The 14,195-nt window shown below is 69.2% G+C and carries 14 protein-coding genes; 4 read left to right on the top strand and 10 right to left on the bottom strand.

What is annotated here, in order from left to right; genetic code table 11:
* Positions 1 to 29: 29 nt before the first annotated feature.
* A complete protein-coding gene (locus A5789_RS15295; RefSeq protein WP_197516613.1) occupies positions 30 to 758 on the top strand; it encodes a M50 family metallopeptidase in 729 nt (242 codons plus the stop codon).
* Here A5789_RS15295 and A5789_RS15290 read toward each other — a convergent pair.
* From A5789_RS15290 to A5789_RS15275, 4 genes are all read right to left on the bottom strand, one after another.
* Positions 746 to 1,537 (bottom strand): tetratricopeptide repeat protein, encoded by a 792-nt coding sequence (locus A5789_RS15290; RefSeq protein ID WP_064903512.1) that lies wholly within the window; start codon positions 1,535 to 1,537, stop codon positions 746 to 748. The two genes, A5789_RS15295 and A5789_RS15290, sit on opposite strands and share 13 nt — an antisense overlap.
* A 94-nt stretch (positions 1,538 to 1,631) precedes the next feature.
* A complete protein-coding gene (locus A5789_RS15285; RefSeq protein WP_227463150.1) occupies positions 1,632 to 1,838 on the bottom strand; it encodes a hypothetical protein in 207 nt (68 codons plus the stop codon).
* 25 nt (positions 1,839 to 1,863) lie between these two features.
* A complete protein-coding gene (locus tag A5789_RS15280) occupies positions 1,864 to 2,781 on the bottom strand; it encodes a DAPG hydrolase family protein (RefSeq protein ID WP_227463151.1) in 918 nt (305 codons plus the stop codon).
* Positions 2,782 to 2,990: 209 nt separating this feature from the next.
* Complete coding sequence (locus A5789_RS15275) at positions 2,991 to 3,533, bottom strand: hypothetical protein (RefSeq protein WP_063014862.1); 543 nt, start codon at positions 3,531 to 3,533, stop codon at positions 2,991 to 2,993.
* Between the two features lie 449 nt (positions 3,534 to 3,982).
* Here A5789_RS15275 and A5789_RS15270 point away from each other — a divergent pair, with 449 nt between their 5' ends.
* On the top strand, positions 3,983 to 5,146 hold the full coding sequence (locus A5789_RS15270) for a CdaR family transcriptional regulator (protein WP_155525907.1): 1,164 nt from the start codon (positions 3,983 to 3,985) through the stop codon (positions 5,144 to 5,146).
* Between the two features lie 147 nt (positions 5,147 to 5,293).
* Positions 5,294 to 6,274 carry a hypothetical protein gene (locus tag A5789_RS15265; RefSeq protein WP_064903516.1) on the top strand — a complete coding sequence of 327 codons (981 nt, stop codon included), beginning with the start codon at positions 5,294 to 5,296 and terminating at the stop codon, positions 6,272 to 6,274.
* A gap of 11 nt (positions 6,275 to 6,285) precedes the next feature.
* On the opposite strand, the gene A5789_RS15260 is transcribed toward A5789_RS15265, so the two are convergent.
* The 5 genes from A5789_RS15260 to A5789_RS15240 all read right to left on the bottom strand — a co-directional run bounded on the left by A5789_RS15260 (position 6,286) and on the right by A5789_RS15240 (position 10,998).
* Positions 6,286 to 7,326 carry a phosphotransferase family protein gene (locus tag A5789_RS15260; protein ID WP_064903517.1) on the bottom strand — a complete coding sequence of 347 codons (1,041 nt, stop codon included), beginning with the start codon at positions 7,324 to 7,326 and terminating at the stop codon, positions 6,286 to 6,288.
* Positions 7,323 to 8,093, bottom strand: coding sequence for an SDR family oxidoreductase (locus tag A5789_RS15255; protein ID WP_064903519.1), 771 nt, complete (start codon positions 8,091 to 8,093; stop codon positions 7,323 to 7,325). The genes A5789_RS15260 and A5789_RS15255 overlap by 4 nt, the downstream gene beginning before the upstream one ends.
* 1 nt (position 8,094) lies before the next feature.
* Positions 8,095 to 9,318 (bottom strand): acyl-CoA dehydrogenase family protein, encoded by a 1,224-nt coding sequence (locus A5789_RS15250; RefSeq protein WP_063014823.1) that lies wholly within the window; start codon positions 9,316 to 9,318, stop codon positions 8,095 to 8,097.
* A 37-nt stretch (positions 9,319 to 9,355) separates the two neighbouring features.
* Positions 9,356 to 10,174, bottom strand: coding sequence for an SDR family oxidoreductase (locus tag A5789_RS15245; RefSeq protein ID WP_064903521.1), 819 nt, complete (start codon positions 10,172 to 10,174; stop codon positions 9,356 to 9,358).
* A 137-nt stretch (positions 10,175 to 10,311) separates the two neighbouring features.
* Positions 10,312 to 10,998, bottom strand: a complete 687-nt coding sequence (locus tag A5789_RS15240; protein WP_051755614.1) for a TetR/AcrR family transcriptional regulator — start codon at positions 10,996 to 10,998, stop codon at positions 10,312 to 10,314.
* Positions 10,999 to 11,073: 75 nt separating this feature from the next.
* Between A5789_RS15240 and A5789_RS15235 the strand changes: the two genes are divergently transcribed.
* Positions 11,074 to 12,987 carry a VWA domain-containing protein gene (locus A5789_RS15235; protein WP_227463152.1) on the top strand — a complete coding sequence of 638 codons (1,914 nt, stop codon included), beginning with the start codon at positions 11,074 to 11,076 and terminating at the stop codon, positions 12,985 to 12,987.
* Positions 12,988 to 13,059: 72 nt separating this feature from the next.
* Here A5789_RS15235 and A5789_RS15230 read toward each other — a convergent pair whose 3' ends face one another.
* Positions 13,060 to 14,193, bottom strand: a complete 1,134-nt coding sequence (locus A5789_RS15230) for a polyprenyl synthetase family protein (RefSeq protein WP_082940738.1) — start codon at positions 14,191 to 14,193, stop codon at positions 13,060 to 13,062.
* Positions 14,194 to 14,195 lie beyond the last annotated feature (2 nt).

Genomic DNA, 14,195 nt, shown 5'->3' with positions numbered 1-14,195 from the left:
CGAATCGGACGGACCGCTACCCTACGGCGGTGCAGCTGTCTCGAACGGCCGATGCGGTGTCGTCGGTAACCGATAAATTGACGACGATCTCTCCGCAGCCGCCGGTATGGGTGGTGCTGGCGACGGCAGCGGCGGCGCTGGTGGTTGTGCTCTACCGGCCGGTGTGGCGAGTGCTGCGGACCTGTGTGACGATCGCCCACGAGATCGGCCACGCGGTGGTGGCGATCTGCACGGGCCGCACCCTCAGCGGTATCCGGCTGCATTCGGACACCTCGGGGGTGACCGTATCTCGCGGCAAGCCACGAGGTTTCGGGATGGTGCTGACCACTCTGGCCGGTTATCCGGCCCCTTCGGCGGTGGGGCTGGGATTCGCGATCCTGCTCGGCACCGGACGCCAGACGATGATGCTGTGGATCCTCATCGCGGCGCTGGTGGTGCTGATCGTGGTGATCCGCAACCTGTTCGGCTTCCTCGCCGTGATCTGCGTGGGCGGGGCCGCCTTCGCGGTGTCCTGGTACGGAACCGCGGTGTGGCAGGGTGTCTTCGGTTATGTGGTCACGTGGTTCCTGCTGTTCGGCGGCGTGCGCGCGGTGATCGAACTGTGGCAGGTGTCGGTGCGCGGCGACGGATCCGATGCCGATCAGCTGGCCTGGCTCACCCGCATTCCCGCGCGGCTGTGGGTCCTCGTGTTCGGCCTGCTGACTTTCGCGGCGCTGGTGCTGGGTGCGGGGCAGCTACTGGGGATTCAGCCGTCCTGAGCCTGTGCACGCCACCGGCGGGCCGCATCCGAATCACCCCGGCGTTCGAGCACTTCCGCGAGACCGGCCATCGCGCGCGGGTCGCCCTGCTCGGCCGCGACACGCCACCAGCGTTGCGCCTCGTCGAATTCGCGTGTGCGATAACCGAGTACGCCGAGATCGTAGGCCGCTCCGGTATGCCCGAGATCGGCCGCCTGCCGCCACAGCCGCCGGGCCTGGTCGAGGTCGCCGCGAGTGTGCGCCTCCACGCCGAGGTGGTAGAGCGCGGACCGGAACCGGTCCTGATCGCCGGCGGCGTCGACGGTGGCGGTCACCGCCACCACCAATTCGCCGAAATCGGGTTCGCCGACGCCGGTACTGCAGCGCAGCACCATGGTCGCACCCGAGCCGCGTTCGATGACGAGTCCGTAGTTGCCCGTCCATGATTCGACCGCGCCCGCGGCCGTCATCCACACCGGGGTGAGGGTGTAGGCGGCCGCCGGGCCGGTTCCCGACAGGCGTAGATCGATCCCCTCGGCGAGGGCATCGCTCCACACATCGACTCCCGCCAGCCTGCTTCCGCGCACCATCACAGAGCCGTCGATCACCGACAACCCGATGCCCAGGCCCAGCAATCCCGACGGGGGCGCCGCGGCGCGCAGCGACAACCGCACCACCGTCGGTTCCGCTCCCAGGCGCTGCGAGTACATCGGATGGACCGTGAGACCGCGCCAATCGACCGGCTCGGTGCCCGGATATCGCTCGGCCAGGGGGCGATTCGCCTCACCGGTACCGGCCATCGCGCCGCCTTTCGCCGCAGCTGTAGGGGGAATCGATGCGCTGCCGCGCACACCGTAGTCCCTGCGGCCGGAAAATGGCGCCGAACCGGCGGGTTCAGTCCTCGCTGCTGCCGCGCTGCCCGATGAACGCCCGCAGGGCCGGGTCCGCGGAGACGATGCGGTCCACCTCGTCTCCGCCGGTGCATTCGAACAATCCGATGGTCACGTGCGTGCCGCGCCTGCCCAGCACGCGCCAGACGCCACCGCTGTCCTGCCAGCGGATCAGCGCGGCGACGGCGGGGGAGATCTGCGAATCCGGCACTCCACCATTGTGACTGCCGAATCCGTCAAGCGAATTCGTGGTACAGCTCGGGCAGGAAGCGAGCCAGATGGTTCATCTCCTGCCCGCAGTGCAACAGCAGATCACGAGCGAGGCCGAGTCCCGGTACGAGGTCGTCGACGTCGGCGGCGGCACCGCGCTGCACCGCACGCGCGGTGTGCACCGGATCCAGGGTGTGGACTCCGTAGATGCGCAGATAGAAGCGGCTGCGCATCTCGCATCCACCGGCGACGGGGCGGACCTGGTGGGCCAGCCAGCCCAGGTCGACGGGCGCGACGCTGCTGCCGACCCGTCCGAGCACCACGGTGTGGTCGTCGGGGACGGTGAACCCGTAGGCGACCGGATCGTGGAAGGCGATGGCGAGCTGCTGCAACTTCGGGCCGATGTATTCATCGACGTAGGAGATGTTGCCGACATACCGCTGCCGGTCCGGCATCGCCCCTCCCGTCCGGTCGGCCGCGACCTCCGCGTACATGTGCGCGTCCGGATGCCACAGCTTGTACCGGGCGGATTCGGCCAGATGCCACCCGAACCACCAATCCCACATGGCGGCGGTCACGCGCGGCATCTCCGTGCGTACCGCCACCCAGACAATTCCGGAATCGGTGTGCCCGTATCCGGTTTCGATCGGCGCGTAGCCGGACGGGCCCAGTTCCGCGGTCAGCGCGGCGAAGGGCGGAATGCGTTCCGCCGGGGTGGGTGGCCCCGCGTACGCGGCGGCGACCGCCGGTTGCGGTGGGGCGGTGTGCTCGGTCATGAAGTGGGCATAGGGCTGGGCGCGGTCCTGCGCGGAATACCCGCCGTAGCGGACGTTGTCGGGCCCGTCGGCGTGAGCCGGTGACGACCGGACCACGGCGAACGCCCCCGCGCCGACGGCCGCCAGCGCCAATGCCCTGCGCCGCGAGAGAGCCGACGATTTCACCATGCGACGAGGCTACTGCCGCGCGCGCCGCGCAGGCGCGCCGATCATGGCGGCTCCCAACAGGATTCGTGAATGCCGGTGGGTTCACCGGCCCGGCGGCGACACGATCATGACATGTCCCAGTGTGGCCGCCGCATATGGTGATCGGGCGGCCCGTCGCGGGCCGTGCGGGTTCGCCGGGCGAGGGACCGCACGGCCGCGCGAGGTGCAGGCTACGGCGTGGAGTAGCCGATCAGGGCTCCGATCCCGGCGCCGATCGGAATGGTGACCAGGGCGCCGACACCACCGAGGAAGAAGCCCAGCACCGCACCGATTCCGGCGCCGACCAGGGCGCCGACGCCCGCGTTGTACTGCTTGCGAGCGAGCGTGTCGGAGGCCTCGTCGATGGCCTGTGCGGTCCGATCGGTGGCCGACTGCGGCGTCAGTGTGAGGGTCCGGCCGGCATTGTCGATGCGCGGTGTGAGGCCGACCGTTCCGGACGCCGTGCGCAGACCGAGCGGCACCGACGCGACGGCACGGCCGGCGGCATCGGTGAGGGTGACCGCATCACCGGTGACGGTGAAGGATCCGGCGTCCACGGTGGTCGTCAGACCGGTGTGGTCGGCCGTCGGCGCGGTGACGAAGCCGACGCCCTGTTCGACCCCGCGCACAGCGATCTCGGAGGCCGTGGCCGGTGCGGCCTGCGCGACGCCGGCGGCCGCGGTGGTGGCACCGACGGCCAGTAGCGCGGTAGCGGCGAATTTCTTGGCTCTCATGATCTTTCCCCACATTCCGTCGGCCCGGCCGGGCCGACATGTCCCCTGTGGCCGGATCTCGGCCGTTCTCATTCTTACCCAGATAGCGCGCCGGTGTTCGGTTTCCGATTCGCGGTTCCCGAAATCGCTTCGCGCACAGTGGGTTTGCCTGTTGTTCGCGAGGAATGTGAATCGTCGCGACCGGCCTGGAAGCAGACGGCCGCCGGAAGCGCAGCCGGGCGAACGCCGTGGCCGGTCCGAACCGCGCATTCCGGCGATGCTCCCGGCTCCCGCGGCGTACCCGACCGCTCCGGAATCCGCGCCACGCCCACACCCATACCGGATCGACTCGGCGCCACCGATTCGATGCCGCGAAGGCCGGGGTACTGCGACAACGGATTCCTTCCGACTCGGCGGCCCGACCGCGAACACCTTCGGTCCCGCACCCGCGCGCCGTATTGTCGATCGATGTGAGCGACGACGACGGTTCGACGCCCCTGCGATTGCCCCCCTCCGCGATCGGCGATTCCGTCGAGCTGGCCGACCACATCTGTACCCGGCTGCAGCGGGAGATTCCGGCGTACCGGGGGATTGCCGCCGCCAGCCTGACGCCGTCGATCGCCTCCGTAATCGATCGTCTGATCACCGCCACCGCGGCCGATCGGCCACTGGACGAGCAGGAGCTCGCGGAATTCCGAGCCTACGGCGCGTTGCGGGCCGAACTCGGTGTGCCTCTCGACGCGATGCTGCGCGGATGGCAGATCGTGGTGGGAGAGGTGATCGAACGCATCAGTACCTCCGAACACTGGGCGACCCGGCGCGGCTCGGCGCTGCTGTCGGTCCTCGGTTCCCTGCTGCGTGCCTCGGACGCGGCCACCGTCGCATTCACCTCCGCCCACCGCGAAGCCGAAGCGCAGATCACCCGCCGCCTCGATACCCGGCGCGACGATATGGTGCGGGCGCTGACCGAGGGCGTTTTGCCCGCCGCTGAGCTGCGCCGCCGTGCCCAACACATAGGACTCCGCCTGGACGCGACGTATTCGGCCTTCCGCGCGATCACCGCGGAGCCGGAACAGACGGAGTGGGAGCTGCGGCAACGGCCGGGATTCCGGCCGCCGGGTGGTGTGGTGGCGATCCTGGAACGCGATGTGGTCGGCATCTGCGATCCGCGCGACGATTCCGCACCCTCGGCCGGAGTGTTCCTCGGGGTGGGCCCGGCCTGTCCGCTCGAGCGGGTTCCCCATTCGCTGCATATCGCCGGCCGGGTCGCCGAGACCGCGCGCCTGTTCGGGCGTCCGGGGCGCCACACGCTCACCGACCTCGGCCTCCTACCGGCCGTCGTCGGCGACAGCGATGTCGGGGCCGCGATGGTCCGCCGCTACATCGACCCGCTCGTCGACGTCGACGCCGACGCGATCCTCGAGACCGTCGATGCCTATCTGGCGGCCGGCTGCAATGCCAGCGAGACCGGTCATCGGCTGTATCTGCATCACAACACGGTCCGCTATCGGCTGTCCCGGTTCGAGGAGCTCACGGGTGCGTCACTGAAGGATCCGCACGTGATGCAGCAGGTGTGGTGGGCATTGCGCTATCGGGAACTGTGTTCCGGTCACCCGGGCTCGTGCGTCGATTAATAAGGAGAATCGTCCACATTTTGTCAACTATTACGAAACTCCGCGCCCGGGCCGGCGGTTGATCGATACATGGGAACGACGCGGGCCCGAGATCCGGGCACCGCGCCCAGATGTCCGTGCGACGCTCGAAAGGAAAGGACCGGCACCATGACATTCGCCGATCCGGTCACCGCGGTATTCGCCGACGCTGTCGATATGGCCGTGCGCGCACCCTCGGTGCACAACACCCAACCGTGGCGGTGGTCGCTGCGCGAGGACGCCGCCCACCTGTACGCCGACCGGTCGCGGCAGTTGGTCGTGACCGATCCGGCCCAGCGCGCACTGCTCCTGAGCTGCGGGGCGGCACTGCATCACATGCGGGTGGCGCTGGCCGTGCGCGGCTGGTCCGCGCGGGTCACCTACCTTCCCGACGACGCCGATCCCGATCACCTCGCGGCCATCACCGTGCGCCCGTACCGGCCGTCGCCGCGCGATATCGAACTCGCCGCGGCGATCGGCCACCGGCAGTCGGATCGCCGCCGCTACAGCGCGCGACCGGTGCCGCAGGCGTTCGTGCGGGAGGTGTCCGCCGCCGCCCGGTCCTACGGCGCCGCCGCCCGGCAGGTGCCGCGGGAGCTGCGCCCGGAATTGGCCGAAGCCGCCCGGGTCGCCTCGCTGCGCCACGCCGCCGATCCCGCATATCTGCACGAGCTGGCGGTCTGGAGCGGTCGGCACGGGACCTCGGACGGTGTCCCGGCCGCGAATACGCCGGCCCCGCGTGCCGATGACGAGATCGCCAGGCGCCGGTTCGAGTCACCGGAACTGGCCGATCCGGCCACCGAACCCGAGGCCGCCGAATGGCTGGTGATGTGCACGGCCGGCGATGACCCGCTCTCTCGGCTGCGGGCGGGGGAAGCGCTCAGCGCGCTGCTGTTGTCGGCGACCACGCTGGGCCTGTCATCCAGTCTGCAGTCCGAACCGCTGGCCATGCCCGACCTGCGCTCCCACATTCGCCGAAGCGTGCTGTTGGAGTGCGCCTACCCGCAGACGATAGTGCGACTGGGCTGGTTGCCCGCCGGCGCGGCGTCGCTGCCGCAGACGCCGCGGCGACCCGTCACCGAGGTACTCGCGACCCCTGTGGCGATCTGAGCGATCCGCGGCTAGAGCCCCGCGGCCGCCGCGATCTCGCGGGCGTGGGCGACGATCGCGTCGATGCGTTCGACGGTCGGCGTCCCCGCGGCGGCCTTGTTGCTCGGCGTATCGGCTGCGCGCCGCATCACGCCCTCGGCGATGATCGCGAGCTTCCACAAGCCCAGCACATGCCAGAAGGTGAGGGCGTCGCGGTCACGGCCGGTTTCGTCGAGGTAGGCGCGCGCCATCTCGGCTCGGTTCGGGAAACCCGGCAGTGCCGACGCCGGGAAGTCACCGCCGAGGTCCTCGCCGGGCTGGACCCAGTAGGCGAGCAGACTCCCCATATCCGCGAGGGGATCGCCGAGGGTGGACAATTCCCAGTCCAGCGCGGCCACCACCGCGCCGGTCTCCCGCGAGGTGATCACGTTGCGCAGGTGGAAGTCACCGTGCACCAATGTCGTTTCCCGTTGCGGCGGAATCGATCCGGCTAGCCGGCGGGTGAGATCGTCGAGTTCGGGCACCTCGCGGGTGCGTGACTGCTCCCACTGCCGCGACCATCGATTCAGCTGCCGCTGCGCATACGGTTTGTGACTGGCCAGATCCGCCAGCCCCACCGCCTCGAGATCGACCGCGTGAATACGCGCCAGCGTGTGGGTCAGGGACCGGGCGATGGCCAGGCGCCGTTGCGGAGTCAGCGACTCCGCGACCTCCATGGTGTCCACGACTTGTCCGTCGACGTATTCCATCAGCACCACCGGTGCGTCGCAGACCTCGGAATCCGTTGTGACGGAAAGGATTTCCGGAACCGGAACATCGGTTCCGGCCAGCGCGGACATGATCCGCGACTCGCGCACCACATCGTGCGCGGAGGCCAGCAGCCGGCCGAGGGGTGGCCGCCGCAGCACCCAGCGGTGTCCGGCGTCGTCGCGCACCAGATAGGTGAGATTGGACTGGCCGAGACCGATCCGGGTGAAGGTCGGGGCGCCGGTCAGCCCGAACCCCAGACCGTCGATCCACCGGGTGACGGCGGCGGTGTCGATGCCCCCGGCCTGCTCCGGCGTGGCGGTCACGGTGCCGCCCGGAATGCCGCCGGGTGGCCGAGTCGCTGCCCACCGTCGACGACCATCACCTCACCGGTGATCCAGCGCGCGGCGTCGGATACCAGGAACGCGATCGCCGACCCGATATCGTCGGGTTCGCCGATCCGGTCCAGTGCGGTTGCGTCGGCCACCAGATTCTCGTGCTCGCGCCACAGAGCCTCGGCGAGCTTGGTCCGCACCACGCCGGGCGCGACGGCGTTGACCCGGACTCGCGGCGACAGTTCCAGCGCCATCTGCTTGGTGAGGTGGATGAGCGCCGCCTTGGAGGCGTTGTAGAGACCGAGGTTCGCCTCGAAACCCATACCGCCGATCGAGGCGGTGTTCACGATCGCGCCGCCGTGTTCACCCATCCAGGCCTTGGTCGCCAGCGACGTCCACAGGATCGGCGCCCACAGGTTGACGTCGAAGATCTTGGCGAACCGGCCGTGGTCCTGATCGATCACCGGGCCGAACGCCGGATTGGTGCCCGCGTTGTTGACCAGGATGTCGACGCTGCCGAACCGCTCGAGGGTGCGGTCGATGCAGCTGCGCGCGGCCTCCTCGTCGACGGCGTGCGCGGCGATGCCGAGCGCGTTGCCCTCCACCTGTGCGGCCGCCGCGTCTGCCGATTCCTGATCCCGTGAGGTCAGCACCACGTTGGCCCCGGCCGCGGCGAGGGCCTGCGCGGTCGCGAGGCCGATGCCGCGCGAGGCGCCGGTGACGATCGCGGTGCGGCCGGTCAGATCCGCGTTCGGCATATCAGTTGTCCGCCTTCACATCTCGATACTTGCGCAGTTCCTGCCGGGCCAGTGTGCGCTTGTGCACCTCGTCGGGGCCGTCGGCCAGCCGCAGCGTGCGCAGATGCGCCCACGCCATGGCGAGCGGGAAGTCGTCGGTGACACCGGCGCCACCGTGGACCTGAATGGCCCGGTCGACGATCTTCAGGGCGATATTCGGCGCGGCCACCTTGATCGCGGCGATCTCGGTGCGCGCCTCCTTGTTGCCGACGGTGTCCATCAGATAGGCGGCCTTCAGGGTCAGCAGCCGGATCATCTCGATATCGATGCGCGCCTCGGCGATCCAGTCCTGGATATTGGCGTTGGCGGCGATCGGCTTGCCGAAGGTGATGCGCGTACTCGCGCGCCGGCACATCAGCTCCAGGGCGCGCTCGGCCATTCCGATGGCCCGCATGCAGTGGTGAATGCGGCCGGGGCCGAGCCGGGCCTGGCTGATCGCGAAGCCCTCGCCCTCGCCCTTCAGCACATCTTTCAGCGGTACGCGCACATTCTCGAAATCGATCTCGGCATGACCCTCGCGGTCCTGATAGCCGAAGACCGGCAGGCCGCGCATGACGGTCACGCCCGGTGCGTCGATGGGGACCACCATCATCGACTGCTGGCGGTGCGGCGCGGCGTCGGGATCGGTCTTGCCCATCACGATCAGCACGGTGCAGTTCGGATGCAAGGCGTTGGAGGCGAACCACTTACGGCCGTTGAGCACGTACTCGTCGCCGTCACGCACCATCGACAGTTCCACATTGGTGGCGTCGGAACTGGCGACCGCGGGCTCGGTCATCGCGAACGCCGAGCGGATCGTGCCCGCCAGCAACGGCTTCAGGTACTTCTCCTTGTGCTCGTCGGTGCCGAAGAGCGTGAAGACTTCCATATTTCCCGTATCCGGGGCATTGCAGTTGCACGCCTCCGGCGCCAGGTGGCTGCGGCCCATGATCTCGGCCAGCGGCGCGTACTCGAGGTTGGTCAGACCCGGACCCCATTCCGGGTAGGGGTGGAACAGATTCCACAGGCCCCGCCGCTGCGCCTCGGCCTTGAGCTCTTCCAGGATCGGCGGCTGGAAATGCGGATCGCCGGCGGCGCGCATCTGCTCGTCGTAGACGGCCTCGGCGGGGTAGACGTGCGAATCCATGAACTCCAGCAGCTGGGCCCGATACTTCTCGGCCCGCTCGGAGATGTCGAACATCGACATGTGATCTCCTGATCGTTGTGAAATCTGTTGTGACGCTTCAGTTCTCGTCGAGCAAGCTGCGCTGGTACCGGCGCATGCCGGCCAGCCAGCGGTCGTAGTCGGCCCCCTTGCGCCGATACATCTCGAGCACGCTCGCATGCGGCAGGATCAAGAACTGCTCGGCGTCGATCGCGGCGAGTACGGCGTCGGCGACCTGCGCGGGTTCGAGCACCTCCCCGGCGGCGGTCACCGCCCGGGTGGAGGCCGCGCCGAGCCGGTCGCCGGAGTCGCGCCCGGCATACAGCAGGGGCGTGTCGACCCCCATGGGGCACAGGCAGCTGACCCGAATCCCCTGGTCGCCGTAGGTGACCGACAACCATTCGGCGAAGCCGACAGCGGCGTGCTTGGTGACCGAGTAGGTGGCCGACCCGATCTGGGTGAGAAGTCCGGCCGCGGACGCGGTGCTGACGAAATATCCTTCGCCGCGCTCGAGCCATCGGGGTACGAGCTGGGTGGCGGCGCGGATGTGCGCGCGCACGTTCACGTCGAAGGACCGGTCCCAGTCGGCCTCGGCGACGTCGAGCCCGGCCGCACCGGCGATGCCGGCGTTCGCGAAGTACAGGTCCACCGGGCCGAACGTGTTCTCCGCCAGCGTGATCAGACCGGCGATCGCCTCGGGATCGCTGACGTCGGCTCCCGCGCTCACGCAGGCACCGGGATGGTCGGCGGCCACGGCGTCGGCGACGCTCTTCGCGGCGGCCTCGTCGAGATCGGCGACGACGACTCGCGCGCCCGCTTCGGCGAGGCGGGCGGCGAGAGCGCCGCCGATGCCCCCTCCGCCGCCGGTCACGATGGCCACCTTCTGCGCAACCTGCACTGCCGTACCCCTGTCCGTGTCCGTGATGTCACCCCACCGTAGTTGAGGTTGACGTCAAGTTCAATTTCGGGTGTGCGCGGGCGCCGCACTCCGCTGTTGTAGCAGGTCTGCGCCGCGCCGGAGGGCGAAATGGCGAGTCAGGACTTGGCCGGAATACGCAGCGCGTTGACCCACAAGCGGGTCGCGGTATAGGTGAGCTCGTCCAGGTCGACCGGGCGATCGGTGTCGTCACCGGCCACGAAATGCCCGAAGGCCAGGCGGCTGACCATCCCGGAGAGCGCCCGCGAGGCGAGAAGTGGATCCAGCTCGGGATCGGCCAGCCCGCGACGTTGCAGCGATTCGATACTGCGAGCGTTGCGATCGATGAATGCCTCGGCGCGGCGCTGGCGCAGCACCCGGAATTCGGGGTCGATATTGGCCACCTGTTCCAGCAGGCCCATCAGTTTGGCGTTGCGCTGATAGGCCTCGAAGTAGGCGCGGTTGCTCGCGGCCACCACGGCGGCCGGATCGTCGGCCTCGGGAACATGCGGCATCCCCGGGTGCATCATGTCCTCCTGGGCGACCTCCAGGACCGCCGCGAAAATCTCCTCCTTGCTGGAGAAGTAGGTGTAGAAGGTGCCGGAGGAGCAGTGCGCCTCGGTCGTGATGTCGACCAGCCGGGTGTCGAGATAGCCGCTGGTCTCGAAGACGCGGCGCGCGGCGGCGATCAGCGTCGAGCGGGTACGCAATCCGCGCTCGGTGGTCGGCAATTCCCTCAGCAGGGAAGTCCGGGCCATCGACGGCGCCGCGTCCGTGCTGCGACCATCCTCGCCGAACTTTCCCATGCAGCAGTTATAGCCGACGAGGCCGATGGCGGCACGTAGGGTCTGTTGATCTTGGAAGTCATCGGAGTGGAGAGTATGTCGATATTGAGGAAGCTGTTGACGCTCGGGGCGGCAGCAGCGGCGGTTGCGCTCACCGCGGTTCCGGCGCACGCGCAACAGCAACCCGAGTACGCCCCCACCATGCTGGTGCTGGACGCCTCGGGATCCATGCGGGCTCCGGATCCCGCCGGCGGCACGAAACTGGATGCGGCCAAGGCCGCCGTGCACAGTTTCGTCGCCGCGGCCCCGGCCCGGTCGAAGGTGGGGCTGACCGTGTACGGGACCGGAACGGGATCCTCGGATGCGGAAAAGACCGCCGGATGCGCGGACGTGCGCACGCTGCACGGCGCCGACATCATCGACAGAGCGGCTCTGAATACCGCCGTCGACGGTGTCGAGGCCAGTGGATATACGCCGATCGGCGCCGCGCTGCGCACGGCCGCCGACGCGCTTCCGAAGCAGGGCCCGCGGTCGGTCGTCCTCGTCTCCGACGGCGAAGACACCTGCGCGCCACCGGATCCGTGTGAAGTCGCCCGGGAACTCGAGCGTCAGGGCGCCACGATCGTGGTGCATGCCATCGGATTCGGTGTGGACGGGCCCGCGCGCAAACAGCTCACGTGCATCGCACAGCAGACCGGCGGTACGTACACCGACGCCGCCGACGGCGCATCCCTCGAACGTGTCCTGCCCCGGGTGAGTCAGGCGGCGTTGCGCACGTACACGCCGGTCGGCGCGCCGATTTCCGGCACCACGACCTATCGGGACGCGCCGGTCGCCGGGCCGGGCCGATATCTGGACACGATCGCCCAGCACGAGACGAAGTACTACGCCCTGGACGTGCCGCAGGGCGCGATGGCCTACTTCAGTGCGACGCTGGCCTTCCCGCACGTCCGGCAGAAACCGGCCGGCAACGACAACAGCGTTCTGTACCTGCGCGTCTACGGCGAGGATGGCAAGGACTGCAACGTATTCGAGTTCGAGCAGGTGGTGAACACCAGTGACGGCGTGGCACTGACCGTCACGAAGGCGTGGGACGGCGCGACGAAGACCGACTCCGGATCCGACAGCGCCGCGAACGCGTGCCGCGGCGGCGGTCGCTACTACTTCGCACCCGAGTGGCACGGCGTCGCCGACACCAGCCCGCAGCAGATGCCGATGGAGTTGCTGTTCGGAATCGAGCCCGCGGCCGGCGACCCCGGTCCGCCCGCCTCGGCCACACCGACGGCCTTTACGCCACCGGCCGGTAGTGCCGTCGCGGTCTCGGGAAGTGGATCGTTCAATGCCGCAACGACATTGGAAGGTTCCGGTAGCTATTCCGACACCTTGCAGCGCGGCGAGTTCGTCTTCTATCGGGTCGCGCTCGGATGGGGCCAGGGCCTCGCATACCGGGTGAATTTCCTCGATTCCGACAAGCGCGGACTCGACGGTCTGTCGCGGGTCACGACCACGCTGTACTCGCCGATTCGCACCGAGATCGACCACGACTTCGGCAGCTACAACGGAGAATCGGCGACGATGCCGGCCGGTGGTCCGCTGGCGACGTTGCCGGTGCGCTACAGCAATCGCACGGCCGGGGACGCCAAGAGCGCCGAACAGAGCCTGGCCGGTTGGTACTACATCGCCGTCTCGGTCAGCGCCTCGAATGTCGAAGGACTCGGTGCGCCCGTCCCGATTCGCCTGGATGTGACCGTCGGCGGGGCTGCCGAGCCCGGACCGCGGTACGAATCCGCCACGCCGGCCGGCATATTCGGTGAGCATGCCACGCAGACACCGGAGGCTTCGTCCTCGTCGAACAACGGCGGGCAATCGCGGTCGTCGGCCGCCTCGGAATCCGGCGACGGGGTGTCGCCGACGGTCGTCGCGGCCGTCATCGCCGGCGTGGTCCTCCTCGGACTGCTGCTCGGCACGCTGGTGGTGATACGAAGCCGCCGCAATGACACCCGTCCCTAGGGCACCACTACCGAGGAGCCGGCGGAAATCGAGGGCCGGTCCGTGATCGCTTGCGAGTGATCACGGACCGGCTCACCTGTTCCGCCGGACCACCACGTGAGCCAGGGTTTCGAGATCGCCCCAGGCGACGCCTGACGGCAGCCCGGCGAGCGCGGAACGCAATGCCCGGTCGGCGTATTCGCGGGTGAGTTCACGCCCACCGGCGGCGGCGACCAGTTCGGCGGCGCGCGCAACGTCGGCCGTGGTCATCGGACGTGGCTCGCGGTACAGCCGGGCCAATTCGCGGCCCGCGTCGGTGTCGGAGGCCAACGCGCACACCACCGGAAACGACCGCTTCCGGCCGGCCAGATCGCTGAGCGCGGGTTTACCGGTCACCGCCGGATCGCCCCAGATGTCGATGGCGTCGTCGACCAGTTGGAACGCCAGGCCGAGATTGCGGCCGAAGGTGTTGAACGCGGCCACCGTTCGCGAATCCGCACCCGCGCACAACGCGCCCAGGGCGCAGGAACAGCCGAGCAGCACAGCGGTTTTGGAGGCCGCCATGGCCAGGTAGTCCTCGACGCTCACATCCGGGCGGGTTTCGAAATCGCAGTCTTGATATTGGCCGTGGCACAGGGTCGCGGCGGTGCGGGCCAGCCGGATCACCGCGGCGGCGCCGGCCTCCTCCGGCACTCCGCCGTCGGAGAGCACCGCGAATGCCAAGGCCTGCAACGCGTCACCGAGCAAGGTGGCATTGGTGGTGCCCCACACCCGCCAGACCGTGGGCCGGCCGTGGCGCAGTGGATCGGCGTCCATCACGTCGTCGTGGACGAGGGAGAAGTTGTGCAGCAGTTCGACCGCGGCGCCCGCGTGTACGGCATCGGCGGCCGGTGCGCCGCAGGCGGCCGCGGCGGCCAGAGTCAGTGCCGGGCGCAGCCCCTTGCCGTGGGAGCCGGCGCGCAGGTTGCCCTCGGCGTCGCACCAGCCGAAGTGGTAACCGGCCATCCGGTCGAGGGGGTGGCCGAGGGTGGCGACGGCGGCCCGCAGGACCGGCGCGATCGCCGTGCGGGCATCGGCGAGCAGGGTCGCCGCGGTGCGCGCGCCCGGGGCGGCATCGGTGGTGGCGCGTGGACGGCGCCCGGGTTCACGGGCGACCGCGCAGTCCTTGCGGTCCGCTGTGGGAAGATGTTGCGCCGGAGAGTAAGTGGTGGGTTTGGATGCTCGCATTA

The organism is Nocardia sp. 852002-51101_SCH5132738, assembly GCF_001665695.1.
Lineage (GTDB): Bacteria > Actinomycetota > Actinomycetes > Mycobacteriales > Mycobacteriaceae > Nocardia > Nocardia nova.
The sequence above is the reverse complement of the archived record's forward strand: the minus strand, read 5'-3'. Positions and strand labels throughout refer to the sequence as shown.

Excerpts from the sequence above, each read along its gene's own strand:
- A5789_RS15290 (WP_064903512.1), bottom strand. The coding sequence starts at position 1,537 with ATGGCCGGTACCGGTGAGGCGAATCGCCCCCTGGCCGAGCGATATCCG.
- A5789_RS15280 (WP_227463151.1), bottom strand. The coding sequence starts at position 2,781 with ATGGTGAAATCGTCGGCTCTCTCGCGGCGCAGGGCATTGGCGCTGGCG.
- A5789_RS15275 (WP_063014862.1), bottom strand. The coding sequence starts at position 3,533 with ATGAGAGCCAAGAAATTCGCCGCTACCGCGCTACTGGCCGTCGGTGCC.
- A5789_RS15265 (WP_064903516.1), top strand. The coding sequence starts at position 5,294 with ATGACATTCGCCGATCCGGTCACCGCGGTATTCGCCGACGCTGTCGAT.
- A5789_RS15255 (WP_064903519.1), bottom strand. The coding sequence starts at position 8,093 with ATGCCGAACGCGGATCTGACCGGCCGCACCGCGATCGTCACCGGCGCC.
- A5789_RS15250 (WP_063014823.1), bottom strand. The coding sequence starts at position 9,318 with ATGTCGATGTTCGACATCTCCGAGCGGGCCGAGAAGTATCGGGCCCAG.
- A5789_RS15240 (WP_051755614.1), bottom strand. The coding sequence starts at position 10,998 with ATGGGAAAGTTCGGCGAGGATGGTCGCAGCACGGACGCGGCGCCGTCG.
- A5789_RS15235 (WP_227463152.1), top strand. The coding sequence starts at position 11,074 with ATGTCGATATTGAGGAAGCTGTTGACGCTCGGGGCGGCAGCAGCGGCG.
- A5789_RS15230 (WP_082940738.1), bottom strand. The coding sequence starts at position 14,193 with ATGCGAGCATCCAAACCCACCACTTACTCTCCGGCGCAACATCTTCCC.